At 44.7% G+C, this 23,997-nt stretch carries 25 protein-coding genes and 1 pseudogene; 3 read left to right on the top strand and 23 right to left on the bottom strand.

Annotated elements, in window-relative coordinates; all coding sequences use genetic code 11:
* Nucleotides 1-41 precede the first annotated feature (41 nt).
* From ugpC to DWZ40_RS04230, 10 genes are all read right to left on the bottom strand, one after another.
* Nucleotides 42-1,154, bottom strand: a complete 1,113-nt coding sequence (gene ugpC, locus DWZ40_RS04185; protein WP_118541072.1) for a sn-glycerol-3-phosphate ABC transporter ATP-binding protein UgpC — start codon at nucleotides 1,152-1,154, stop codon at nucleotides 42-44.
* Between the two features lie 27 nt (nucleotides 1,155-1,181).
* Entirely contained in the window at nucleotides 1,182-1,646 is a 465-nt protein-coding gene (locus DWZ40_RS04190; RefSeq protein WP_118541074.1) for a DUF6106 family protein, read from the bottom strand.
* Nucleotides 1,643-3,154: a response regulator gene (locus DWZ40_RS04195; RefSeq protein WP_118541076.1), complete on the bottom strand. Its 1,512-nt coding sequence runs from the start codon at nucleotides 3,152-3,154 to the stop codon at nucleotides 1,643-1,645. Before DWZ40_RS04195 ends, DWZ40_RS04190 begins: the two co-directional genes overlap by 4 nt.
* Nucleotides 3,129-4,913 (bottom strand): histidine kinase, encoded by a 1,785-nt coding sequence (locus DWZ40_RS04200; protein WP_118541078.1) that lies wholly within the window; start codon nucleotides 4,911-4,913, stop codon nucleotides 3,129-3,131. Before DWZ40_RS04200 ends, DWZ40_RS04195 begins: the two co-directional genes overlap by 26 nt.
* Before the next feature lie 48 nt (nucleotides 4,914-4,961).
* Complete coding sequence (locus tag DWZ40_RS04205; RefSeq protein ID WP_118541080.1) at nucleotides 4,962-5,789, bottom strand: carbohydrate ABC transporter permease; 828 nt, start codon at nucleotides 5,787-5,789, stop codon at nucleotides 4,962-4,964.
* Nucleotides 5,790-5,801: 12 nt separating this feature from the next.
* Nucleotides 5,802-6,731 carry a sugar ABC transporter permease gene (locus DWZ40_RS04210; RefSeq protein WP_118541082.1) on the bottom strand — a complete coding sequence of 310 codons (930 nt, stop codon included), beginning with the start codon at nucleotides 6,729-6,731 and terminating at the stop codon, nucleotides 5,802-5,804.
* A gap of 92 nt (nucleotides 6,732-6,823) precedes the next feature.
* Nucleotides 6,824-8,149, bottom strand: a complete 1,326-nt coding sequence (locus DWZ40_RS04215) for an extracellular solute-binding protein (protein ID WP_118541084.1) — start codon at nucleotides 8,147-8,149, stop codon at nucleotides 6,824-6,826.
* A 177-nt stretch (nucleotides 8,150-8,326) separates the two neighbouring features.
* Entirely contained in the window at nucleotides 8,327-10,816 is a 2,490-nt protein-coding gene (locus DWZ40_RS04220; protein ID WP_118541086.1) for a glycoside hydrolase family 31 protein, read from the bottom strand.
* 24 nt (nucleotides 10,817-10,840) lie between these two features.
* Nucleotides 10,841-12,517, bottom strand: a complete 1,677-nt coding sequence (locus tag DWZ40_RS04225; RefSeq protein ID WP_118541088.1) for an alpha-glucosidase — start codon at nucleotides 12,515-12,517, stop codon at nucleotides 10,841-10,843.
* Nucleotides 12,518-12,750: 233 nt separating this feature from the next.
* Nucleotides 12,751-14,199 (bottom strand): cell wall-binding protein, encoded by a 1,449-nt coding sequence (locus DWZ40_RS04230; RefSeq protein WP_118541090.1) that lies wholly within the window; start codon nucleotides 14,197-14,199, stop codon nucleotides 12,751-12,753.
* A 220-nt stretch (nucleotides 14,200-14,419) separates the two neighbouring features.
* Here DWZ40_RS04230 and DWZ40_RS04235 point away from each other — a divergent pair, with 220 nt between their 5' ends.
* Nucleotides 14,420-14,848 (top strand): DUF5684 domain-containing protein, encoded by a 429-nt coding sequence (locus DWZ40_RS04235; protein ID WP_118541092.1) that lies wholly within the window; start codon nucleotides 14,420-14,422, stop codon nucleotides 14,846-14,848.
* A gap of 125 nt (nucleotides 14,849-14,973) precedes the next feature.
* On the opposite strand, the gene DWZ40_RS04240 is transcribed toward DWZ40_RS04235, so the two are convergent.
* From DWZ40_RS04240 to DWZ40_RS04265, 7 genes and pseudogenes are all read right to left on the bottom strand, one after another.
* Nucleotides 14,974-16,005 carry a sugar kinase gene (locus DWZ40_RS04240; protein WP_118541094.1) on the bottom strand — a complete coding sequence of 344 codons (1,032 nt, stop codon included), beginning with the start codon at nucleotides 16,003-16,005 and terminating at the stop codon, nucleotides 14,974-14,976.
* Between the two features lie 11 nt (nucleotides 16,006-16,016).
* Nucleotides 16,017-16,670, bottom strand: coding sequence for a bifunctional 2-keto-4-hydroxyglutarate aldolase/2-keto-3-deoxy-6-phosphogluconate aldolase (locus DWZ40_RS04245; RefSeq protein WP_118541231.1), 654 nt, complete (start codon nucleotides 16,668-16,670; stop codon nucleotides 16,017-16,019).
* Between the two features lie 112 nt (nucleotides 16,671-16,782).
* Entirely contained in the window at nucleotides 16,783-17,544 is a 762-nt protein-coding gene (locus tag DWZ40_RS04250; RefSeq protein WP_118541096.1) for an IclR family transcriptional regulator, read from the bottom strand.
* Between the two features lie 402 nt (nucleotides 17,545-17,946).
* A pseudogene (locus DWZ40_RS20435) lies at nucleotides 17,947-18,147 on the bottom strand (tyrosine-type recombinase/integrase); the annotation flags it as partial.
* Entirely contained in the window at nucleotides 18,098-18,295 is a 198-nt protein-coding gene (locus tag DWZ40_RS19385) for a hypothetical protein (RefSeq protein ID WP_182431615.1), read from the bottom strand. The pseudogene DWZ40_RS20435 and the gene DWZ40_RS19385, both read right to left, overlap by 50 nt.
* A 1-nt stretch (nucleotide 18,296) precedes the next feature.
* A complete protein-coding gene (locus DWZ40_RS04260) occupies nucleotides 18,297-18,881 on the bottom strand; it encodes an iron-containing alcohol dehydrogenase (protein ID WP_347560042.1) in 585 nt (194 codons plus the stop codon).
* Nucleotides 18,882-18,899: 18 nt separating this feature from the next.
* Nucleotides 18,900-19,484 (bottom strand): DapH/DapD/GlmU-related protein, encoded by a 585-nt coding sequence (locus DWZ40_RS04265; RefSeq protein ID WP_118541235.1) that lies wholly within the window; start codon nucleotides 19,482-19,484, stop codon nucleotides 18,900-18,902.
* A gap of 133 nt (nucleotides 19,485-19,617) precedes the next feature.
* Between DWZ40_RS04265 and DWZ40_RS04270 the strand changes: the two genes are divergently transcribed.
* Nucleotides 19,618-20,616 carry a LysR family transcriptional regulator gene (locus DWZ40_RS04270; protein WP_347560043.1) on the top strand — a complete coding sequence of 333 codons (999 nt, stop codon included), beginning with the start codon at nucleotides 19,618-19,620 and terminating at the stop codon, nucleotides 20,614-20,616.
* A gap of 6 nt (nucleotides 20,617-20,622) precedes the next feature.
* Here the strand turns inward: DWZ40_RS04270 and DWZ40_RS04275 are convergent, their stop codons facing one another.
* Nucleotides 20,623-21,165: a flavodoxin family protein gene (locus DWZ40_RS04275; RefSeq protein ID WP_118541100.1), complete on the bottom strand. Its 543-nt coding sequence runs from the start codon at nucleotides 21,163-21,165 to the stop codon at nucleotides 20,623-20,625.
* Nucleotides 21,166-21,176: 11 nt separating this feature from the next.
* Nucleotides 21,177-21,407 carry an alpha/beta hydrolase gene (locus DWZ40_RS04280; protein WP_243035192.1) on the bottom strand — a complete coding sequence of 77 codons (231 nt, stop codon included), beginning with the start codon at nucleotides 21,405-21,407 and terminating at the stop codon, nucleotides 21,177-21,179.
* 113 nt (nucleotides 21,408-21,520) lie between these two features.
* Between DWZ40_RS04280 and DWZ40_RS04285 the strand changes: the two genes are divergently transcribed.
* The gene (locus DWZ40_RS04285) at nucleotides 21,521-22,243 is read left to right on the top strand and encodes a LysR family transcriptional regulator (protein ID WP_118541237.1); all 723 of its coding nucleotides are present in this window, start codon (nucleotides 21,521-21,523) and stop codon (nucleotides 22,241-22,243) included.
* A gap of 102 nt (nucleotides 22,244-22,345) precedes the next feature.
* Here DWZ40_RS04285 and DWZ40_RS04290 read toward each other — a convergent pair whose 3' ends face one another.
* From DWZ40_RS04290 to DWZ40_RS04305, 4 genes are all read right to left on the bottom strand, one after another.
* A complete protein-coding gene (locus DWZ40_RS04290) occupies nucleotides 22,346-22,921 on the bottom strand; it encodes a YdeI/OmpD-associated family protein (protein ID WP_118541102.1) in 576 nt (191 codons plus the stop codon).
* 53 nt (nucleotides 22,922-22,974) lie between these two features.
* Nucleotides 22,975-23,130 carry a binding-protein-dependent transport permease gene (locus DWZ40_RS04295; RefSeq protein ID WP_118541104.1) on the bottom strand — a complete coding sequence of 52 codons (156 nt, stop codon included), beginning with the start codon at nucleotides 23,128-23,130 and terminating at the stop codon, nucleotides 22,975-22,977.
* A 45-nt stretch (nucleotides 23,131-23,175) separates the two neighbouring features.
* Entirely contained in the window at nucleotides 23,176-23,355 is a 180-nt protein-coding gene (locus DWZ40_RS04300; RefSeq protein ID WP_118541106.1) for a hypothetical protein, read from the bottom strand.
* A 155-nt stretch (nucleotides 23,356-23,510) separates the two neighbouring features.
* Entirely contained in the window at nucleotides 23,511-23,834 is a 324-nt protein-coding gene (locus DWZ40_RS04305) for a type II toxin-antitoxin system RelB/DinJ family antitoxin (RefSeq protein ID WP_182430572.1), read from the bottom strand.
* Nucleotides 23,835-23,997 lie beyond the last annotated feature (163 nt).

Here is a 23,997-nt window from a genome sequence, read left to right on the forward strand (position 1 = left end):
TCAAAAGCGGACGCACCAACCGGCACGTCCGCTTTTCTTTTTTAGTTTGTAATGGTTTTTTCTGTATCACAGTCAAACACGTGAACCATCTCAGCATCCAGTCCAAGCCGGACCTGATCCCCGCTCTTTAACGGAATGGAAGTATCTAAGGATGCAACCCATCCGGTCTGGTCCACATCGAAATAGATCAGCGCATTTGCTCCAAGCATCTCATATACCTTGACATCCACATCAAAATGTACCAGGTCTGCTTTCTCTTTTTCTGTTTCTCCCCCATAAATATGCTCCGGACGGATTCCCATGATGACTTTCTTTCCAATGTATCCGCCGTCTCGCAGTGCTTTCGATTTTTTTTCGTTTAACGGAACCCGGATGCCGCCAAACTCCAGGATCACGGTATTCCCCTCTTCAACCGCCTGTGCTTCTATCATATTCATCTGCGGGGAACCGATAAAACCGGCAACAAACTTATTGCATGGGCAGCTGTATAAGTTCTGCGGGCTGTCTACCTGCTGGATCACACCGTCTTTCATAACAACGATCCGGGTACCCAGGGTCATGGCCTCGGTCTGGTCGTGGGTTACGTAGATAATGGTTGCTCCCAGGCGCTGGTGCAGCTTGGAAATTTCCACACGCATCTGTCCGCGCAGTTTTGCATCCAGGTTGGAAAGCGGCTCGTCCATCAAAAATACCTTTGGCTTGCGGACAATGGCGCGTCCCATCGCCACACGCTGACGCTGACCACCAGACAGAGCCTTTGGCTTACGTTCCAGAAGCGGTTCCAGATCCAGGATTTTCGCAGCTTCCCTTACTGCCTTATCGATTTCATCTTTCGGAACCTTATGCATTTTCAGGGAAAATGCCATGTTATCATAAACTGTCATATGCGGATACAATGCATAGCTCTGGAATACCATGGCAATATCGCGGTCTTTTGGCTGTTTTTCGTTCATCAGCTGTCCGTCGATATACAATTCGCCATCCGAAATTTCCTCCAGACCGGCAATCATACGCAGCGTCGTGGATTTTCCACAGCCAGATGGTCCGACAAAAATTACAAATTCCTGATCTTCAATTTCCAGATTGAAATCTTTTACTGCCTCAAATCCGTTCGGATATCTCTTGAATACGTTTTTTAACTGTACGTTAGCCATATGCCCATCCTTCTTTCTACCATTATTTTACTTCTCATTCCACAGCCTTCTGTAATGCATCTCATTTAAAAATGCTTCATTCGGCTCCAGATAAATCGCATCGTTTTTCGTGTTTAATGTAAAAACAGAAGCATCCGGACGGTTTGATGTATAATCGCGCACCCGGCGGCTGCCAGCCGGCTGTCTGCCTTTTACAAAAGATTCCACTTCACTTACAGAAACCTGATATAACTCTCTGCGGTTTTCTTTTCGTATGATTTTGGAAATTGTCATACTTCCATTTACATACTCAAATTCATATTCTATTTTCCAGCTCTGAATCAGCAGAAAACTGATCACAGCCAGCGCAGCACTGACTACCAGAAGTGCCCTTATAAGAAACAGGCCGTTGAATAAAAAAACGATCGTTTCTACAATCAGGAGAACTTTAAAACATTTTTGTTTTCTTCCTGGCACATAGGGGATGCTCCATTCAAATGCAACATCGTTCATTCATTCCCGCCCCCATTTCTTTCATACAGATTTTTCCGGTACTGCTCCGGTGTCATACCCTCGACCCGTTTAAATACTTTGGAAAAATAGGTTGTATTTTCATATCCCAGAATATCTGACACCTGGTAAACCAGTTTTCCGTCCGCCAGCAGTTCTTTTGCCCGTTTCATTTTCTGCCGGTTCACATATGGAATAAAATTCTCATTCATGGAACTTTTAAAGAATGAGCTTAAATACGGCTCCGATACTCCGATCAGTCTTGCCGCATCGGATAACTGAATCGGCTTATCCAGATTCTCTTCGATATAATTCAGTGCACTCTGAATGATATCGGATTCCGATTTTTTCTGTCTTGTAAAAAACTGACCGGTAAATTTGGGGATAAAATCCATCCACCAGTTCTGAAGTCCCTGAAAGCTGGTCATATTTACAATTTTCTGATAGTGCTTGTAGCTTTCCTGGACTTCAATCTCCTCAATCGACCCGCCCAGAAGTCCGGCCTTTTTGGAAAACCGGCTCAGGATTTCAATCATCAGTTTTTTTACCAGGTTCACAGACAAATACGGATTCCCGGAAATCTCATCGAACAGCTTTTGCAGCGTATTTTTGATATCTGTTTCCGAAATCTTTGCAATTCCATGCTCCAGCTGTTCCATGTAACTTCCCACATCAAAAGGAAAAGTTTTGTTGATCTCCAGCGGTTTCTCCATGAATACGGTTTTGGGACCACATTCGTAGAAACCATATACCTCAATGGCATTTGCCACATGGATAAAAAACTGGTCATCCTGCTCCTTGAAATGATACGGTGTGATACTGATGTAACAGCGGTTTGTGACAAACTGAAAGATCAGTTTCCGAAGTTTTTCCACCTCTTCCAGCGTTGTTTCTTCTTTCAAAAGAATGAGCAGTTTCCCTTCATAAAAAGCACTCATCAGGGTTCTTCCAAGCTTCTGATAATACTGACAGGCAACCGTTTCTACGATTTTCATGTCCGTGATTTCTTCCGAATATTTCCAAAGCATATAGAAGCTTAAAACATATCCGGAAAGAAATTCTTCTGGAATCTGCTGCAGTTTTTTCCGCATTTTCATGCTGCTCTGCACCGCTGACTGCTGCAGATAAGAAGGGACTTCTGCCGGCATTTCCATCACATTTTTTAAAGAAGATAACAATTCTTCTTTCGATAATCCAAACTTCCGGATATAGTCTGCAGCTCCGAGTTTCATCGCTTTTTTTACCGTATCAAAATCCTCATAACAGCTGACTACGATCACTTTGCACGGCAGATTTCTCTGCCGGATCATCTGCAGAAGTTCCAGTCCGTTGATCTCCGGAATGTTCAGATCCAGCAGGATTAGATCCGGCTGTTCCTTTTCCATTTTCTTTAATGCTTCCGCCCCGTCACTTGCGTCTTCTAACAATGTAATTCCCAAAGACTCCCAGTCAATCAGAGAGCGCATTCCCAACCTTGCAAGTAATTCATCTTCTACTATCAGCGCTTTCATCTGCTTTTGCCTCCCGTTTCATCGCCGGAATCCGCAGCGATATTTTAAACCCGATTTCCACGGTTGTATCGATGTTCAGTCCATAATCCGGACCATAAAGTGTCTGGATCCGCTTATGGATATTGGATAATCCGATTCCCGTAATTCCGCGTTTATTGTCCTCACTTTCTTTTGAGAGATCCAATTCTTTTCCATGCAGACCTTCTCCGTTATCGATCAGGGTAAGCTCAATATCGTTTCCATTCTGTTCTCCCCTTAAAACAATAAGTCCGTTTTCCGTGTGACTCATGCCATGGATAAAGGAGTTTTCCACAAGCGGCTGAAGACAGAATCTTGGAATCAGGTATTCTCCAAGTTCATCCGAATTCACACAGAAAAATTCCACCTTATTGCCAAACCGGACCTCCATGATCTTGACATAAGCTTCCAGGATATAGATCGCATTGTCTATGGTCTCAAGTTCATTATCATTTTTATAAGTTTCACTCAGAAGCACACCCAGATTGGATAAAACTTCTGCAACCTCCTGATCTCCATTGATCGAAGCTTTCCAGTGAATCGCATTCAGCGTATTAAACAGAAAGTGCGGTTTGATCTGTGCCTTTAATGCATCAAACCGGGCTTTTTCTTTCATTTTCGCTTCATGCCGAACTTCTTCCAGTAAAATCCGGATTCGCTCCTTTGCACGCAGCATTCCATGTTCCAGTTCCAGTGTCTCCTGGAAATGATTCTTTTCCAGTACCAGTTCCTTTGTGTCAATCTGTTCAATCTGCTGGATTTTTCCGGCCAGAAGCAGAATTGGCTTTGTGATATACTGGGAAATGCACCAGGTAATGGCAACGGAAAGCGCCGTGATCACAGCCATAAAGATCCAGAGATAATAAAAGATCTGTTCACTCCGCTCAAAGATCGCATGCCGGTTTCCCACATAAAGGACTACATTGCTGCAGGAAGAGAGACGTTTGCCAAGCACGTAACAGTCATCATAGTTTCCGTTTTTCTGGTCATTTGCTTTCCACTGCTGCAAAATTTCAGCCAGTCTTTCTTCGGAATAGTGTTCGCATGCACCGGTTAAAAGACGCTCATCCGAAGAAAACATGAACAGCCTTCCCTTCTGATAACGGATATCATCCGGGGACTGAAAAAACAGTTTTTTCGGAAGTGCGATCAGGGCATATCCGTAAACTTTCTGACCATAACGGGTTAACTCTCTTCCGTATGTCACGTAATTATCTGGATTCAACTGGTCAAATAAAGCACTGATTGCGGTGTCCCAGTAAGGATTGGATTTTTCTTCCCGCACCTTTTTCAGCCACGCCTGCCCCTCCAGCGACAATCCCGTTTCCACTGCTTTTTCCGAGCTGATCAGAAGACCATCGTTCATCAAAAGGATCATCTCACCGCCAAAGCTCGCCAGGTTTATGACATTACGGTTTAAGATCATATCCCGGATCTTTTTAGCAGCCACGCTCCGTTCATAGGCATTGCCAGCCTGATAGTATTCCCGCAGAAGACCATTATTTTCCGTGTAAGTGATCATTGCACTGCTGACATAGTTCGACTGGAGAATCGCCATGTCAATTTCCCGGATATTCTGGTCAAACATCATCTGATAAGATTCTGCAATGTTGGAAGAAATGGTCCGCTGCATCATCACACACAATACCAGAAGTGCTGCAAATAACGGTAATAAAACCCCTGCGATAATGCTGATGATCAGACTGAATTTTATGCTTGGTGCCTGCTGCTTTTTCCTCAAACTTGATCCCCTTTTCTGTGCTGTTTTTCTTTTGCCGCGGGGAAACGATTAACCTTTTACTGCTCCTGCAGAAAGTCCTCCAACCAAGTTATCCTGGACAAATACAAAGAATACGATTACCGGAATCAGGCTCAAAATAACAGCCGCCATCAGCGGTCCCCATTCGGTAGAATACTCTCCGATATAGTCGCGGATTCCGACCTGTACGGTCTTCTTGACTGCGGTATTGATAAACGTATTTGCATACATAAATTCATCCCAGGACATCAAAAAACAGTACAGTGTTGTTGCAGAAATACCTGGCTTTGCAAGGGGGAAAATGACTCTGGTAAATGCCTGGAAACGGTTGCATCCGTCTACCAGCGCAGCCTCCTCGATCTCCCATGGCATCTGTGCAAAGAAGGTGCACATATTCCATACTGCAAACGGCAAAACAAACGAACAGTTAATAATAACCAGGCCAAGATGTGTATCGATCAGGCCCATTTTTTTCATGATAACATAGTAAGGAATGGAAAGCAACACGCCCGGAAACATCTTGGTGAACAAGATTCCCATCTTGATCCGCTCAGATCCCATGATGTGATAACGGCAAAATCCATACGCTGCCATGACTGCAAATATCATGGAAATCAGGGTAACTGCAATGGAAATCGCGGCACTGTTTAAGAAATAACGTGCAAAATTTGAGTGAAATAATACCTGTTTGAAGTTGTCAAATGTGATATAAGTCGGGATGATCTGGCTTGCATTAAAGATCTGTTCCGGTGATTTTAATGCGGTCAGAAGTACCCATACAAACGGCAAAGCCGCACACAATGCTATGATAATCGAAAGGATATACAGCACTGCCAGTTCCAGTTTTGTCCTCTTCATCCTGTCTCCTCCTTACTCTTTCCGGTCTGACGCGATCATCTTTACATAGATTACGGTAAGAATTGCAATGACGATAAAAATGACCACCGATGTTGCTGCTGCATAACCGAATTTGTGATCCACGAATGCCTGCCGGTATGCATAAGTGTACATGATCTCGGTGCTGTCAAGCGGACCACCCTTGGTCAGCAGCCAGATTGCATTGAAGTTGTTGAATATAGAAATCACATTCAGGATTACCGCTACGGCCATGGGCTCTTTGATATTCGGCAGGGTGATGTATAAGAAGCGTTTCAGCTTTCCTGCGCCATCAATTGCAGCACTCTCATACATGTCGTAGGACACGCCCTGCAAGGCTGCCAGGATAAAGATCATCAAAAACGGGGTGCTTTTCCAGACGTTGGCCAGGATAACCGCCGGCATCGCTGTCTGCACATTTCCAAGGAAGGAAAATCCCTCTTTCAGGATACCGAGTTTGATCAAAATAACATTAAAAATACCGATCTTGGTATCGTACAAGGCACTGAATGTCAGGGCACTGATTGCTGCCGGGATTGCCCATGGCAAAAGAGCAATGGTACGGAACAGGCCGCGTCCTTTCAGTTTTTCATTTAAAACCAGTGCCACAACCATGGCAAGTGCCAGCTGTGCGACAATATTGACCAGAGTCCACACAACCGAATTGGCTACCGCATTCCGGTATTTGGAATTGCTGAAAATGACGTGATAGTTTTTTAATCCGGTAAACGTACCGAATGCTGCACTGTTTGCTTTCGTCATGTCATAGTTCAAAAAGCTGATCCAGATACCCTGCAGCAGCGGGTAAATACTTAACAGGATAATTGCAATGACTGCCGGGGCAATCAACATATAACCATGCATATTCTGCTGGAATGAATATTCCCTCAGACGCAGTTTTGTTTTCTTTGTTTTTGCCTTCATGCTGCCCTCTCTTTCCAGATTTTTTCAGAAGTCAACCGTAAAAAAAGGACCGCCCGCCTGCTTATAAGGCGTTGGCGGTCCTTACAACCAAATTAGTAGTTTTCTGTAATGAAATCGTTCAGTTCGGTCTCTAATTCATTCAGTGCATCCTCAGCAGTGCTCTGATCGAAAAATACCTTCTTGAATGCGTCGCAAACCATCTCATCAACAGAAGATGCATTCTTTACACGCGGTCTCGGAACGGTATAAGCAGCCTCATCGATAAATACCTGATAATCCGGATTCATCTCAATGATCGGTGCGTAATCCACATCGGTTCTGCCCGGGATACGACCCTGCTCGGTTAAAACATAATCGCACTCTTTGCTGGTCAAATACTCAACAAAGGCCCATGCCAGATCTTTGTTTGCACTGTTCTCGTTGATCGCCAGGTTGTAACCGCCAAGACATACGGCGTTTACTTTTCCTTTCGGCATCGGAGCCAGACCAAACTGCATATCCGGGTTGCCGGTCGCGATGTTCTTGTAAGCCCAGTCACCGCAGACAAAGAACAGACAGTCATCGGACACGAATGTGGTGTAAGCAGTTGCCCAGTCAGAAGCATCTTTCATGCCTTCCGGGAATGCTTTGTACTTGGTGTGAAGGCCTGTCCAGAAGTCGAATGCTTCCTTACCAGACTCATTGTTTACCGTTACAACCGGTGTCTCACCTGAGGTATCGATGATCGGGTTGTCATTCTCCATAAATGCATTGAAGATTGCGTAGCCATCCAGTCTGGTGGAGATACCTGCATAACCTTTCTCGGTTGCAAGCTTGATATCCTCTTCCAGTTCATCCCAGGTGGTCGGTGCTTCGGTCTTTCCGATCTCTTCCAGGATCCGCTTGTTGTAGTATAATCCGGTATTGTTGAAATACCATGGAACAGAATAATAGCTGCCTTCATACAGTCCGGATTCCAGCGGTCCCTGCAAATAATCGTTCTCAGACGCTTTGATCTGATCATCAAGCGGTGTGATCAGTCCCATCGCTGCAAGGTCGATCGGCCAGCCGGCATTGTCCAATGCAACAATGTCCGGACCAGAGCCTGCCATTGCGGATGTGGTAAATTTGCTGACCAGTTCTTTACCAGATAAACCTTCGATCGTAATGGTGACACCCGGATGGTCTGCCTCGAACTGTTTTACTGCCCGCATGATTGCCGGGTCGTCCATTCCGGTAAATGCATTATTTACCATCACTGCCAGGTCGCCGGTAAGTTCTTTTGTTTCTCCTGCTGTGGTTTCTTCGGTCTTGGATTCAGCTGCTGCAGCCGTCGTGTCTGCTGCTTTTGTCTCTGTAGTGGAGGAACCACCACCACAGCCTGCTAAGGAAACCGCTGCCATCAGCGCTGCCATCGATACGGCCAAAACTTTTTTCATAAAACAAATACCTCCTTCGTTTTCTCATCTTTTCCACGAGATGTTTAAGATGTCTTTATTATATTTGGTATTTTTGTATGATGGAATAATTGTTTTTCCCGATTTTTTATCTATTGTGCATTAATAAATTTCTGTCTGCACTTTTTTAAGATCATACAATGGATTTTACTTTAATTTTTAGCGCATCACCATTTCCATAAGCACCGCTCTCCAGCTTTCTGGAAGATCCATGCCCATCAGTCCACTGGCGATCTCTTCTTTTCCAGATGCCTGACGGAAGCATTTCATGACTTCATCTTTTCGCACAACACTGCCTTGCACACGGTCCAGGAATTCAAATACACGTTCGGAAAGATTTTCATCCTGCGGCAGCAGTTCGCCTTCCAGCATCACGGAAATATCGCGCTTCACATCGGTTCCTTCCAATGTCAGGGTCAGGGTACGGGTCTTTTCATCGTACTGCTTTGCAAACGCCTCGCTTGCGTTTATCTGGCTGACTGCGAGATTCCGGAAGCCGCGGAAATGCAGCACATAGCGGCGCGCTTCTGGCAGAACGGTGAAATCACCTGCCGGGTGAAGTGTGAAAGAAGCCTTCTTTGGAGTCCAGGTCAGTTTCATGGCCGTTTTCACATACTGACCCTGTTCATAAGCAAAACCATCTCCGGCATCCTCATAAAGTTCATATTCATTGTCTCCGCCAGGGAATACAGAAAGTTCCAGCGTCTCCGGGTTTTCGATGCTGTTGCTTCCCTGTGTATGTGCTGCCATCGGAATGATCGCGCCTGCTTTTGCCAGGATTCCCTGCTGTTCGATTGGACGGCTGATCTGTCTTAAACCGCCATGTTCTCCGCCATGATATACGGCACCTTCATAGACATCGGTCCAGATTCCCGGCGGAAGCCAAGTCGGCTCGGTTGTATATCCGGTTTCTTTGTCGGTTGGATGCACCATCGGCTGAACCAGAAGCTCACTTCCGAAGAAATATTCGTTACGGTAACGGTAGCTGTCCGGATCCATCGGATAGTAATAGTAAGCCGGAACCAGAATCGGCACCATATCCGTATGACACTGATAATTCATCGTGTAAATGTACGGCATCAGTCTGTGGCGAAGCCGCAGGACATCCGCCGCGATTTCATCGTACGGCTTCGGATAGCGCCACGGTTCTTTTCCGCAGAATGGCTTGGAATTGCTGTGAAGACGGTTGATCGGAGACAGTACACCAAACTGCAGCCACCGGATATATAGCTCATTGTCTTTGATTCCATTCATATGACCGCCAATATCATGACTCCACCAGGTATATCCGACATTGGCTGCCGTTGCTGTAAAATACGGCTGATACTGGAGCGCATTCCAGGTCACATGGGTATCGCCGGAAAAGCCCATCGGGTAACGGTGGCTTCCAAGACCGCTGTAACGGGACAGCATAACGGCTCTCTTTCCGTTACGTCTTAAGTCATAGTGGTGATAATGGTTCAGCATCCAGAGCGGATCCATGCCCTCCACGGCAGAAACATTGCCCTGCTGCCAGTCCATCCACCAGAAATCAACCCCTTTTTTCTCCTCCGGATGATGCAGATATTTAAAATAAGCCTCCACAAATTCTTTGTTGGTAAAATCAAAACGTACCGGGAATCCGGAATCCGGGTCAACCCCCAGGGCTTTTGCCATCTCCGGATACTGCTCTTCAAAGGCCCGCACGCCGTCAGCCGGATGCAGGTTTAAGGTAATGCGGTAGTTGTGCTCATGCAGCCAATTTAGGAAACGTTCTGGATCCGGGAAGAAATCCTTATTCCAGGTATATCCGGTCCAGCCTTTTCCGTATTTTTCCGGAATGTCAACCAGATGCCAGTCCATATCCATCACGACAACGGAAAACGGGATATCCAGCTCCTCAAATTTTGTTAAAAGAGCCATATAGCTTTCTTCCGTATACTTCCAGTAACGGCTCCACCAGTTGCCAAGAACATATTTCGGCAGAAGCGGTGCTGCGCCGGATAACTGGTAAAAGTCATGGATCGCCCCAAAATAATCCCGACCATATCCGAAGAAATAGGTATCAATGCACCCTTTCTTCCGCGGATGTACCCAGCCTTCCTCATCGATGATCAGGGATTTTCCATCCTCAAAAAAGGTGCGTCCGCTGGTATCGCACAGTCCCATGCCAAGATCCACATCTCCATCCTCCCGGTTGGTTGTGGTACCGTTCGTGCGCATTTTTTCCAGAATATTTGCTCCTACAAACCATTCCCCGTCGCATCGGTCCAGGGTACGTGTCGTTCCCTTTAAATTATGCTCTCTGAGCGGATCTCCATAATCAGTCCGGCCATAATACCATCTGCCGCCGTAGTTTGTAAAGTTGTATTTTACATCAATGTAAAGATGATTCGGACCAAATTCTTTTTTGTCATAAACCAGATGGAAAAATTCCGTATCGATTTCCAGACAGTCCGGCTGATCGTTTACCTGGAACTGCGGATGATCGAATTTACGGTTCCACACCACCTGGGTCGGACGGTCCTCAAATACTCCGTCCTCCGCGTATTCCATGCGCAGCATCCGGGAGGTCAGAACCGTAAAGCGGTATTTTTCTCCCTGTACGACACAGTCCGGATAGCAGCTTCCATCCAGACCCAACGCAAATCTTGAATCCAGTTTTGCCATGTTTTTCCTCCTTTGGGTGATTGTTTATGATAACTGATAAATTCTTGCTTCATACGGACGAATCTGTTCTGCAGTCTCATTTGTCACATCGTCATAATTTCCAAGAAGCAGTGTCCCATGTTCCTGATCCAGGATTTCCTGAACCTTTTGCGGCATGCTGCGCTCATTCCCATAGAAATTACAGATCACAAGCCATGTTTCCTTTTCATATTGTCTTAAGTAAACGATCAGATCCTCATCGTCCTCTAACATCTGGTGATAATCGCCATATACCATAACCGGATGTTCTTTTCTTAAGGAAGTCAGTGTCCGGTAAAAACGCAGAACCGAATGTTCCCGTTCTTCTTCCCGCACAACATTAATATCAACATAGTTCGGATTGCTGTGCATCCACGGGGTTCCTGTTGTAAATCCTCCATTGTCGCTGTCGTCCCACTGCATCGGGGTCCGGTCATTATCGCGGCTGGTATGCTTCAGGGAATTGAGGGCTGTTTCCGGATCCACTCCGCTTTCTACCATCGTCTCATATTTTCCTACGGTATATTTTTCGTTATAATATTCGATCGACGGAAAATCCACATTGGTCATGCCGATTTCTTCTCCCTGGTAGATATAAACCGTACCAGGATGGGTATGCATCAGCAGTCCCAGCATCGTGGCAGACTCATAGCGGTACTCTTTGTCGTTTCCAAAGAAAGAAACCTGTCTCGGCGTATCGTGATTGGAGAGATACTGGGTGATCCATCCGTTCTGTTCCATAACCACGTGATTCCAGCGGCGCTCAATTTCCTTAATCTCTACCGCCGTTTTTAAGACCGGATTTTTTGCGATCTCAAAATGGAATACCATATTGATTTCTTCCCGTTCCTCTTTCACGTAATCGATCGCAATGGCAGCATCGACGTTTCCGGTCTCCCCGACAACCATCATATCGTATTTCTGGAACACTTCCTGGTTCAGTTCGTGAAGCAGTTCATGAATACCCGGGCAGTTTGCGCACATGGTCCGGTCGACCACATAACCATAGATTCCTACCGGTGGTGTCGGCGGATTCGGAGAATCCGGAAGCCCCTTCGGCTTTACCAGGCGGTTCACCGCATCCATACGGAACCCATCGACCCCCAGATCAAGCCACCAGCGCATCATGCGGCACATATCCTCTTTCATGTTCGGGTTGTCCCAGTTCAAATCCGGCATTTTTTTCGAGTAATTATGGAGATAATATTCCTGGGTGGTTTCATCAAACTCCCAGGCCGAACCACGTCCCTCATAAAAATAATTGCCCCAGTTGTTCGGCTCTTTCCCGTTCTTTGCCGGACGCCAGATATAATAATCCCGGTAAGGATTATCCTTTGATTTCTTTGACTCCTGGAACCACCGGTGTTCATCGGATGTATGGTTCAGCACCATGTCCATGATCAGACGGATGCCGCGCGCATGCGCCTTTTCCAACAGCTCCTTAAAATCGTCCAGGGTGCCGTAACGCTCATCAATACTCTGATAATCCGAGATATCATAACCGTTATCGACATCCGGTGATTTGTAGATCGGATTCAGCCAGATGACCGTTGCCCCCAGCTTCTTAATATAATCTAGCTTCTGGATAATTCCCTGCAAATCTCCAATGCCATCCCCATTGGAATCATAGAAGCTCTTTGTGTAAATCTGATAGACAACCGCTTCCTTCCACCATTTTTTCATAAAGTACCTCCACTCTTTTTATGATAAACTTATCGTAACATGTTTCTTTTAGAAAGTCGTTGTGCATTTTTATTGGATGTATGCACTTTTTTAAGATACAAATAAAAAAAGAGACCTTTTTACAGGTCCCTTTTTTACAGAGAGTTTTCATTCATTATGGGATGGTTTTTACGGTAATTCTTTCTATCCGTGCTTCATTCTTCTTATTTTATTCTTCTTATTCCGTCTTCCTCCTACTTCGCGCTGTACTTTTCGGTTCCCTCATAGGTTACCATGCCCTTGCTGTCGGTGCAGTAATAAATGTCATCGCCATCTTTGACATTCGTCTTCTTTTTCTGGATCTTACCGCTGGTATTTACCAAGTAAGTACCAGACTTGGAATCGTCATCCGGATCATTCCACTCTACTTTTTTGAGTTTTTCATCAGAATCGGCCTCGATCCGTTTGCCCTTCTCGTAGATGACACCATCCTCAATTCCATTGTATCCCTGTCCACGTCCATCGCCAGACTTTCGGAAGTTGTAGGTGTGGCGTTCTCCATCAAGATCCAGTACCACGGTTCCGGTCTTCATGGCACCATCCTTGGAAGAACCGCCGAAATAATAAAGTTCCTCAGCGTCTCCTGCCTCCGGCAGATCACTCTCGCTCTCCACTTCCTTGTAAGACAGGATATCATTGTCCGATACCGTCAACTTGTAGAGTCCCTCTAACATCTTTCCGTACTCATCAAATGCATAGTAGGAACCGTTGATCTTCTTGATGCGGCTCTTGACTACGTCACCGTCCTTTTCTGCATAGTACCAGCGCTCTTCTCCGTCAGAATATCCTTCCGGATCCGTGTTCTCACCTGGCACTGTCTTAAACCAGCCAACAGACATCCAGCTGTCCCCGATCGGGCTGTAGAAGCTCGGTGTTGCTACCGATGCTGCATTGCTTGCACTTGCGTACCAGCTGAAACGCGCATTGCCGTATTCCTCAAAATAATACTTGTGTCCATTGATGGTCTTTTTGGTATCGGCTGCCTTTTTGCCGTTGGCATTGAAATAGAACCAGTACCAGTCCTGGAACTCATCGCTTGTCTGGTTGTCATCGACCACATCCAGGCGTTCCCACTGGCTGCTGCGCATAGCGCCATCATTGGAAGCTCCCAGATAATAAACGCCCGTCTGCCATGCATCATCTCCGGTCTGGCGCTCGCCCTGCTCATCGATCCAGCCATAGAGCATTTTTCCTTCTTCATCAAACGCATACTTTTTTGTAACACCATCCGCCCGGACAATGCTCTTGAAATTCACCCGTCCGGCATCCTTGCTCTTATAAGCTTTGCCGTTTGGCCCGAAGTAATACCAGACCGTATCGGACTCACCATCGTCCGACGGATCGTCATTCTCCAGTTCCCGCCACTGGTTTTTCACCATGGCACCGCTCTCGTTCACATAATAGTAATCGTCATCGTCCTGGATCAGCTGACTGGTTGCCATGTTGCCATCTTCATCCAGCCAGAAAAAATCATTTCCGGATTTCTTAAAGACCGAGGTAACTGCCTCTCCATCCTTATCGTAGTAACGCCAGGTTCCGTCTTCCTCCTGCCAGCCGGTTGCCGCAAAAGACAACATGGTTGTTCCCAGGGTCAGCGCTGCGGCTGCACACGGGATTAAAAGTGTTTTTGCATATTTTTTCATTGTATTTCTCCTTTCGATGCTCTTGTCATCTGACAGTCATGACTTTACACCCTCGAACCGTTCCAGGGTCAATAGAAGTCATAGAATCGTAAAAATCCGTAATTTTTCAGAAATAATTCTTGCTTTCTTGACTATTTTCTTAACACAATCTATACTGTCAGTATGTTACTGCCCGCGCATTGCGCAAACAGGATACAAATGAGAAAGGAAGGTATATGCTATGGATAGTCTTGCTGCTTTACTTTTTGCCAGCATTGGAACCATTATCATTCTGGCTGTTGGCTGGTACGTTCTTCAGGCAATTGCTTATTGGAAAATTTTTGAGAAAGCCGGAGAACCAGGCTGGAAAGCTCTGATTCCAATCTACAATAGCTACATCCAGTACAAATTCACCTGGAATCCAAATATGTTCTGGATCGTACTGGTCTGCTCGTTGCTTGGAGGAATACTTGGTGCAACAGATGGTGCTTTATCTTATGTAGGTTCCCTATGCGCACTGGCTGCTACCATCGTCAATATCATCGCCGCAAACAAGCTTGCAAAAGCGTTTGGACATGGCGTAGGATTCACGATTGGTTTATTTTTCTTAAATCCGATCTTTATGCTGATCCTTGGTTTCAGCAGTGATGAGTATATTGGACCACAGTAAAACAAAATATAACAATATTACACGATAACGAATGAGGGCGAAAGTTCCCGCAGCCGCCATGCATGGCGGCTGTTGGAACTTTCGCCCCTTTCATACTTACTGTGTTAAATTGTTTATGGAGTAAATCAGCGCTGTACCCGTCCGGAGCTGTCTCCTCCGGCGAGTTTCTCTACCTCCACACGGCTCACCAGGTTAAAATCACCCGGGATCGTGTGTTTCAGGGCAGCTGCCGCTGTACCAAATTCCAACGCAGTTTTCATATCGTTTCCTTCCAGCAGTCCACAGATCAGTCCGGAAGTAAAGGCATCCCCGCCGCCGACACGATCCACGATCGGGGCGATGGTATACTTTTTCGAATGATAGAATTCTTTTGTTTTTCCATCCATGATGCAGGAAGACCAGCCGTTGTTCGAAGCACTGTGACTCTCCCTGAGAGAACTTGCAACATAACGGAAACCAAACTTATCCACCATCTGACTGAAAATATTCATATAACCGGAAAGCTCCAGATTTCCCGACGTGATGTCACTGCCTTCCGGCTTAAATCCAAGAACTTTTTCCGCATCTTCCTCATTGCCAATGCAGACATCTACATACTGCATAAGATTTGTCATAATTTCGCGTGCTTTCTCCTGCGACCAGAGTTTCTTCCGGAAATTCAAGTCTACGGACACCGTAACCCCATGTGCTCTTGCAGCTTTCAGTGCTGCCTCGGTAAGTGCTGCCGCACGGTCAGAAAGTGCCGGGGTGATCCCGGTAAAATGAAACCAGTCTGCATCTGCAAAAATGGCATCGAAATCGAAGAGATCTGGTGTTGCACAGGCAATTGAAGAACCTGCACGGTCATATACAATGTTGGACGGCCGCACAGAAGAACCTGGTTCCAGATAATAAATTCCAAGGCGCTCCCCGCTTCTGGAAATGAATTTTGTTCCTACATTGTATTTCCGCAGCGCTGCCACAGCACAGTCCCCGATCGGGTTATCCGGGATTGCAGAAACATATTCCGTATCATATCCGTAATTTGCCAGCGATACCGCCACATTGGCCTCGCTCCCGCCATAATTGATATCAAATTCATCTGCCTGAATAAACTTTTCATTACCCGGGGTCGATAATCTGAGCATGATTTCCCCCATGGTCACAATCTTTGCCATGTCTTTTCCTCCTAGTTTGCCCGTGCAGCTGCCACAGCTGCCACAAATTCTTTTGCCTTTGCTGTCACCGCTGCAAAATCGCCGGTCTTTGCTCCTTTTGTCAGGCTGCTTCCGGTTCCAACCGCATAGGCACCTGCCTTTAACCACTTATCTACGTTATCCACATCGACCCCGCCGGACGGCATAAAATTGCCCTGCGGAAGCGGACCACGGAAAGAACTGATCGCTGCCGGTCCCAGGATATTTCCCGGGAACAGCTTGATGACATCACATCCGGCTTCCAGCGCAGTGATGGCCTCTGTCGGAGTCATAACGCCAGGAAGCATTGGCACACGGTAGCGGTTGCACAGTCTGATCGTGTCCAGATTCAGTCCCGGGCTTACCACATAATTCGCACCAGCCAGAATCACAGCTCTTGCAGTTTCCGGATCAAGCACCGTACCAGCACCGATCACGATCCGGTCATCCTTCCGGTATTTTTCCGACATGGCAGCAAGAAATTCAATCGGATTTCCCTCATCCATGGTCATCGTGATCTCGATAAAATGAATGCCGCCTTCGATCACGGCCTCCACAACTTTTTCCCCCTGTTCGCGGTTCTTCGCACGGATTACCGCAACCAGACACTCTTCTTTCATTCTGGATAAAACCTGTTCTTTCTGCATATTCATCTCTCCTTCTCCTGAACCTGTTTTCTTCCATTTCAGCCCGAACCTGACTTTTTGTCTCTCAGGTCCTCTATTCTTTTCTTTTCATTTGCATGCTGTGCCGGGACAACTACTTTCTTCCAACATATCCAAGCATCCCGGATAGCTGCTTTGCCTTTCTGGAAACAATACGTCCCAGCTCTTCATAGTTGACCGCATCCCGGTATAATGTAGAGGCACTGACAGCACCAACCAGACTTCCATCTGCCCCAAATACTGGTGCACCCACGCACTCCGCATGCTCCTCCATCTCCCGTGCATCCAGTGCATAGCCCTGCTCGCGCACCTGTTCCAGCTCTTCCATAAGCCGCACCGGGTCGGTAATGGTGCGTTCTGTCTTTTTCACAAAATCCATACGCTTAAGAAGCTGCTGCTGAATATCCGGCTCACTGTAAGCTAAGATTGCCTTGCCGAGAGATGTACAATACAATGGAATGCGGCTTCCCACCGCTGCCGTGGTGATGATCGGATTTTCCGGCTCAAACTTGCAGATGTAAACGACCTCACAATCGGAGCGTACTCCGAAAAACACCGTCTTCCCGATTTCATGGGCAAACTGTTTTAATTTCGGCTCCATCACATTCATGATATTTAAGTTGTTCGTGTAATTGATGCCGATCCGGTATGCCGTAAGTCCAATGGTGTAGCGTTTCTTCTGTCCCCAGTCCGCATGGACCATGCCAAGCGCCTCCAGCGTCGTGACAATGTCGTATGCACTGGTCTTTGGAAGTTCCAGACGGTCGCACAGCTCGTCTAAGGAAGCACCCTCCGGCTTCTGGGAAATGATTTCCAGGATTTCTATGGTCCGCTGAGTTGTACGATTTAATTTCATGAATGTTTTACACCTTTCTGCGCATCGTTTCTGCCCCACCGGACGTAAAATGCTTACCTCTGATTTGCATATAGCATCATTTTACTGAATATAAAAAAAGAAGTCAAGTTATTGACAGAATTGTGTCACGACACAAAGCCCAAAAAACCGCAGGAGTCCAACCATTGTATGGCTCTACTCTGCGGTATCCACTGTAAAAACAGCCTTTGCAAAGCGGGTAAATTTTTCTTCTGCATCTTTTAAGATATGGCGGTAGTATACCGGCTGGATCACGGCAAGTCCCTATCCGTGGTTGCAGTCCGTATAAGCCTCCAGCTGATGCTCCATCTGGTGTGCCTGGAAGTCAGTCACGCGTCCGACTTTCAGAATGCCGTTCTCAGCCATGGCGGAATCCCACATCAGGTTGCTCATTTTGCGATAATGCTTTACACTCGATACTCTCTTATGTCCGAGAAGCCTTGCTATCGTCCAGTCATCGAGATGCATTTCTGTAAGTTTGACTCCGTAGTAATGCCGAAACATGTGTGTTCCAAATCCAAATAATCTGCCATTATCATCTTTTAACTGTTTTTCCTGTATCATGGACATCACTTTTGATTTTATAGTCACACATAATTACGGTATCAATCATACGATAGCCACAAGATATCGCATTTTTTACGCACTCAATACAATCTTTTCCTCGGATATCCCATGTACCAAATCCTATCATGAGCATACAAATTCCGTTATTTAATCTCACTTTATCCATCTTAAAGACTCTCTTTCAGAATTTTCACAATTTCTTCCCGATCTAATACTTTATATCCACCCGGCAGAATAATTGTAACATCTGCAATTCCATCTATCATTTCTTCTGTAGCTCCAAGTTCAGTGATATTCATAACAAGTCCCAGTTCTCTCATCCAATTCTCCATTGCAGATAATCCTTCTTCTGCCACCTGTTCATCTGTTTTTCCAACTGTATCTACATTCCATACGTTTATAGCAAACTGTCTGAATTTTTCTAATCCGAACCGCATTATATATCGATAGTATGGAAGTGAAACTGCTGCCAGCGTCATACCATGTGTAGCATTTGTATAACCACCTACGGCCTGTCCTATCATATGAACCATCCAATCCGTAGATTTTCCCTTTGCAAGCTCCTGTTGATAGTTCGCCATAATACTATGTGCAAACTGAACTCCATTTTCGTCACTGTATAAGGAAACTAATGTATGCCAATAGCTTCCAAGTGATGTATTCAGACAGACCATAATTACAATTGCAGTAAAAGCAATCGGGATCAAAACAGTCAATATATTTGACAATCGTATTTTTTTCTTTATTGTCAATCTCAACACCTCCCGACTCTATCTTTCAGACTTCTGCACCTCTATTTTCTTTATCACTTTTGCAGGGATGCCTCCGACCACTGTATTCGATTGAACATCTTTTGTCACCACTGCTCCTGCTGCAATGACAGCTCCGTCTCCAATCGTCACTCCTGCCAAAACGGTTGCATGTGCACCAATCCATACATTCTTTCCAATATGAATCGATACCGGAAGTAAATCTGCTCTTTTACCCGGATCCATCTCATGGTTTAATGTTGCCAGCACTACCTGATGTCCGATCAGAGCTCCGTCATCGATGTAAATTCCTCCCTGATCCTGAAACTGACACCCTGAATTGATAAACACATTTTTACCGATATGAATATTTTTTCCACAATCCGTATAAAACGGTGGAAACATTCCAAATGTCTCATCCACTACTCTTCCCGTCAGTTCTGACATCAGTGACCGAATTTCTTCTGGTGTATGATATCCCTGATTTAGTTTTCCGGTAATCTGCATTGCCTCATTGGATAATTCTATCATTTTCAAATGTACATCAGACCCGGCAGTAACTTTTTTTCCGCTATTTAGAACTTTGACAAATGCCTCTGTACTCATTAATTCCATTTCTTTCTCTTTTCCCATATTCCATTTTTCTCCTCATACTTTTTTCTTACTCTTCTTTTATCACCTTAAGTATAAATTTAATTTCTACGCATAGCAAATACTTAGTTTTGATGCATTTGTATAGTTGAAAATTATATATTTGCATGATAAAATAACCTTAAACAGCTTTTTAGGATTTATTTTGCGAGAATGCGGAAAGGATTATGATATGGAAATACGTGTATTACAATATTTTTTAGCAGTTGTAAGAGAGCAGAGCATCCTTCGCGCAGCCGAATCCCTGCATTTGTCACAGCCTACACTTTCTACTCAGCTCAAAAATATGGAAAAGGAACTTGGAAAACAGCTTTTGATCAGAGGAACAAAAGGATCCCGTAAAGTAACACTTACCGAAGAAGGATTGATTCTCAAAAAACGTGCAGAAGAAATCCTTGAATTAGTGAAAAAAGCGGAACAGGAAATCGCCCTTTCCGATAGCATTATTCTTGGAGATGTATCAATTGGTAGCGGAGAAACAGACGGACTTCGTATCCTTGCCAAAGCAGCGTCAAACTTGCAGGCAGAATATCCCGGCATTCATTACCATATTTTCAGTGGAAATGCAGATTTTGTCACTGATCATCTGGATAAAGGATTAATTGATTTTGGAATGATCTTTGGACAGGTTGATTTAAAGAAATATAACGCTTTTACGCTTCCTTCCAAAGATATCTGGGGTGTTCTTATGCCAAACGATGCCCCTCTTGCCAGGAAAGATGTGATTTTCCCGGCAGATCTTGTAGATAAACCATTGATTCTCTCCCAAGAAGAAATAGACGGTGGAAAACTGATGCAATGGCTGAATGTAGCACCTTCTGATTTAAACATAGTTGCTACTTATAACCTTTTATTTAATGCATCCCTTCTCGTCGAAGAAGGCATGGGATATGCCATATGTTTTGATAAGATCATCAATACGACCGGAAACAGCAGCCTTTGCTTTCGCCCACTTAGACCGGCACTTGAAATACCAATGTATCTAATCTGGAAAAAAACACAAATGCTTTCAAAGCCTGCCGAAAAATTCCTGCAGGCTCTGAAAGATTCTTTGTTGCCAACCATATCAATAGATTCGATGAACTAATTTTGATTATGAAATTGCTTTTCCTAATTGATATGCCTCTTCAATTGCCTTATGCCCTTTTATTGTTCCGGCATCATCTACACCTCCGGCAAAGACAGTTCCAGCAAGTCTGGCGCGTTCAAAACACTCAATCCATCCTTCCAGACCACTGATTGCCCGGCTATCAACACCCTCTTCAGCTTCTGCAGCCGTACTTAAAAGATAAACATCTTCAAAAGCATAATCTGTCCCATATAATGGATTGGCTCTGTCAAGCATTGTTTTCATCTGACCAGCCATTTCATAGTAATAAACAGGCGTTGCAAAAGCAATCACTTCTGCATCATGCATCTGCTTTGCAATATCTATTGCATCATCAGCAATCACACAATGTCCAAGTTTCAGACAGGCTAAACATCCTTTGCAGAAGTTGATTGTTTTATTTTTTAAACTAATTTCTACAACCTGATTTCCAGCCTCCTTCGCTCCTTTTACAAATGCTTCTGCAAGCATATCTGAATTGCTGTTCTGACGAAGACTGGTTGAAATCACTAATGCCTTTTTGCTCATAAATTGCTCCTTTACATCTTTTCACTGAAAAAATCAGCCAGTTTTTCAAATGGGATTCGATCTGTTCTGTCACACAGATCAATGTGTTCTGCATCTTCAACCACATATAATTCTTTCGGTTCCAATGCAGCATCAAACGCATTTTCACTGAAAAATCTGGAATGTGCACGATCCCCTACTATAAACAAAATTGGTCTTGGTGAAATCTCATCAATATAATCCAGCAAGCAGTAATTCATCATTGTAAGTGTACTTGTTGTTGTAAAACCACCTCTCGCATGTGGATGATGCCCTCTCTTAATAGCGTAAAACCGGAACCATTCTGCATCTGGCTCCTGAAGTGCTGAGCAGAAATATGAAAAAACTGGAAGAAGATCTGGGATTAACCCTGTTCGAACGAACGAAGAATAAACTGACTTTGAATCAAAATGGAGAATATGTGCTGGAGCTGGCAAAAAAGCTTCTGGAAGATGCAGACTCCCTCACGGAAAAAGCTCGTGAATTTGACCGGAAAAACCACACGATTTTCCTCGGCACCTGCGCCCCCGCTCCTTTGTGGACGCTCACACCGATGATCACCGGTCTGTTTCCCCACATGGCTCTGCAGGCCGACACGACCTCAGACAAACGGCTTTTCAGGGGACTGGATCAGAATCACTACCAACTGATCGTCACCCACGAAAAACCGGATTCCGACTCCTATTTTTTCAAAAAATGGGGAACCGAAAGCCTGATGTTCGCACTTCCCAAAGACCACAAATATGCAAACAAAAAAAGCCTGTCCTTCTCCGACATGAACGGAGAAAACATGCTTTTAATGCCAGATATCGGCTTCTGGTCCTTTGTATTAGAAAAAATGCCGGATTCCCGCTTTCTGACCCAAAACAACCGCTATAGCTTTCAGGAACTGGTCCAGGCCTCCTCCCTGCCCTGTTTCGTAACCGATGTCTCCGAAAATTACCGGGTTACCGCAGAAAACCGGATCGCGATTCCGATTTCCGATAAAGAGGCAACCGCAACCTATTATCTGGTGTGCAAAAAGGAACAGAGGCAGGAATGGAAAGCATTATTCTTGTAGCAGAGTGAATATAGCCAGCGTTGTAATCTGTCAGCTCATCCGATTTCTGCCCTGCCTGATGTTTTGATCAAAACCGCTGGTGGTTCGGTAAACTGCAATCTGTCAGTCTGTAAGTAAGCGTCCATTATCATTCCATTCGCCATACATAATCCCCGCCTTGGTGTTATCTAAAAATTTTTGTAAGCGACTTTGGAACAGTTCTGGATGCTTTCTCTTAATCTGGATCGTATCAATTCTCACACGCTGATAGAGCGGCGGGAATTTTTGAAAATTCTCCCAAATTTCAGCGTCTATTTGCGATGCGTCTAAAATCATCTTGTCAATAACAAAACCATTTTCAGACATATCCGGCAAAACTGCTCTTCCAGCATCCGTCATACGCCCTAATCGCTCCATTCTCCAGCAACGTTCTTTATTTAATTCAGACCACAAACTGTTTTTTCTTCTGGGTGCTAATCTTTGTGCCGTTATTCCGTTATCCATTTTCTTCGTGGTGCTATCAATCCAGCCAAAACACATGGCTTCTTCAACTGCATCTATATACCAAAAAGTTCCATTATCTACTGGACGTCCACGCTTTACAACCACCCAGCATTCGGTTTCTTTGTTATAATTTTCCGAAAACCATTCTCGTAACTCATCACGATTTTGAGCTGGTAATAAATTCTTAAATTCCATTTTCTTTCTCCTCGCAATCGTTGATTTCACCAGTTCTCCAAGCTGGAAGTCACTTACTTCTTATCATTGAAAAGAATAATAAATGCACCCATCACAGCAACAGCAAGGATAACACCCCACTCTGGTGCATTGACCCAGTTTGCAAAGATGGCACTGCTCATAAACCCAACCATTATGGTTACAATCATTGCTAAAATTGCTTTTCCCATGCAATCACACTCCCTTGTCAACTATCGATTTTCTGATTTATAATACTATGATTTTGCATCTTCTGATGAGCCTTCCTTTAAATTCTCTATAGATTTAAGAATAAATGCGCCCATTGTTGCAATTGCAAAAATCGAACCTAGTTGAGGCCAAAGCATGGTTTCACAAATCACAGAACTGAGCCAGCCTACAAAAATTGTGATTACAAACGCCCTTATACTACTCATTTTTCTCCTGTCTCCTATTATTTCCGGAATTTCTTATTATGACTCATAGTGTGATTCTATTGTTTGTAAATACATTTACGAATCACCTCTTCCATTTCGCTGTACTCACACAGAAAAGATTTTTGGCTGGCTGATAGCATTTCGTATCTGACATTTTACACCTCGTTTAATATTTTCTCCCGTGCTTGTTCAAAACTGATATTTCCATGCTGAATCTCCTGCATTAACTGTATGTCATTCTCGTCTAAATGTAATCCTTCAAGTTTTAATGTTGCAGCTACCTCATTGATTTTTTCCGCATTCGTATAGGAGGATTTTGTCAGCTTAACAGAAAACGGAATTCCTTCTTGAATAATTAACTGGTTCAAAGCCATATTGATATACGTAGACATGTTCAATCCAAGTTTATCCAAAATATTTGCTGCGTTTTCTTTGATCCGCTCCGGTGTGCGAGCCTGTACAATTCCCATTGGTTCCATAAATGATACCTCCTCATCGATTATATATAATATATGACACCATGCATACATAGTCAATATTTTATAATACGTGAATCACGATTATAAAACAGAGTCTTATTTTTTCGTCTGCTGAAATAAGACAAAAGCCGTGGAAGCTACCGAAAGGCAGCTTTCACGGCTC

It is taken from the genome of Clostridium sp. AF32-12BH, assembly GCF_003477935.1.
GTDB lineage: Bacteria > Bacillota > Clostridia > Lachnospirales > Lachnospiraceae > Brotaphodocola.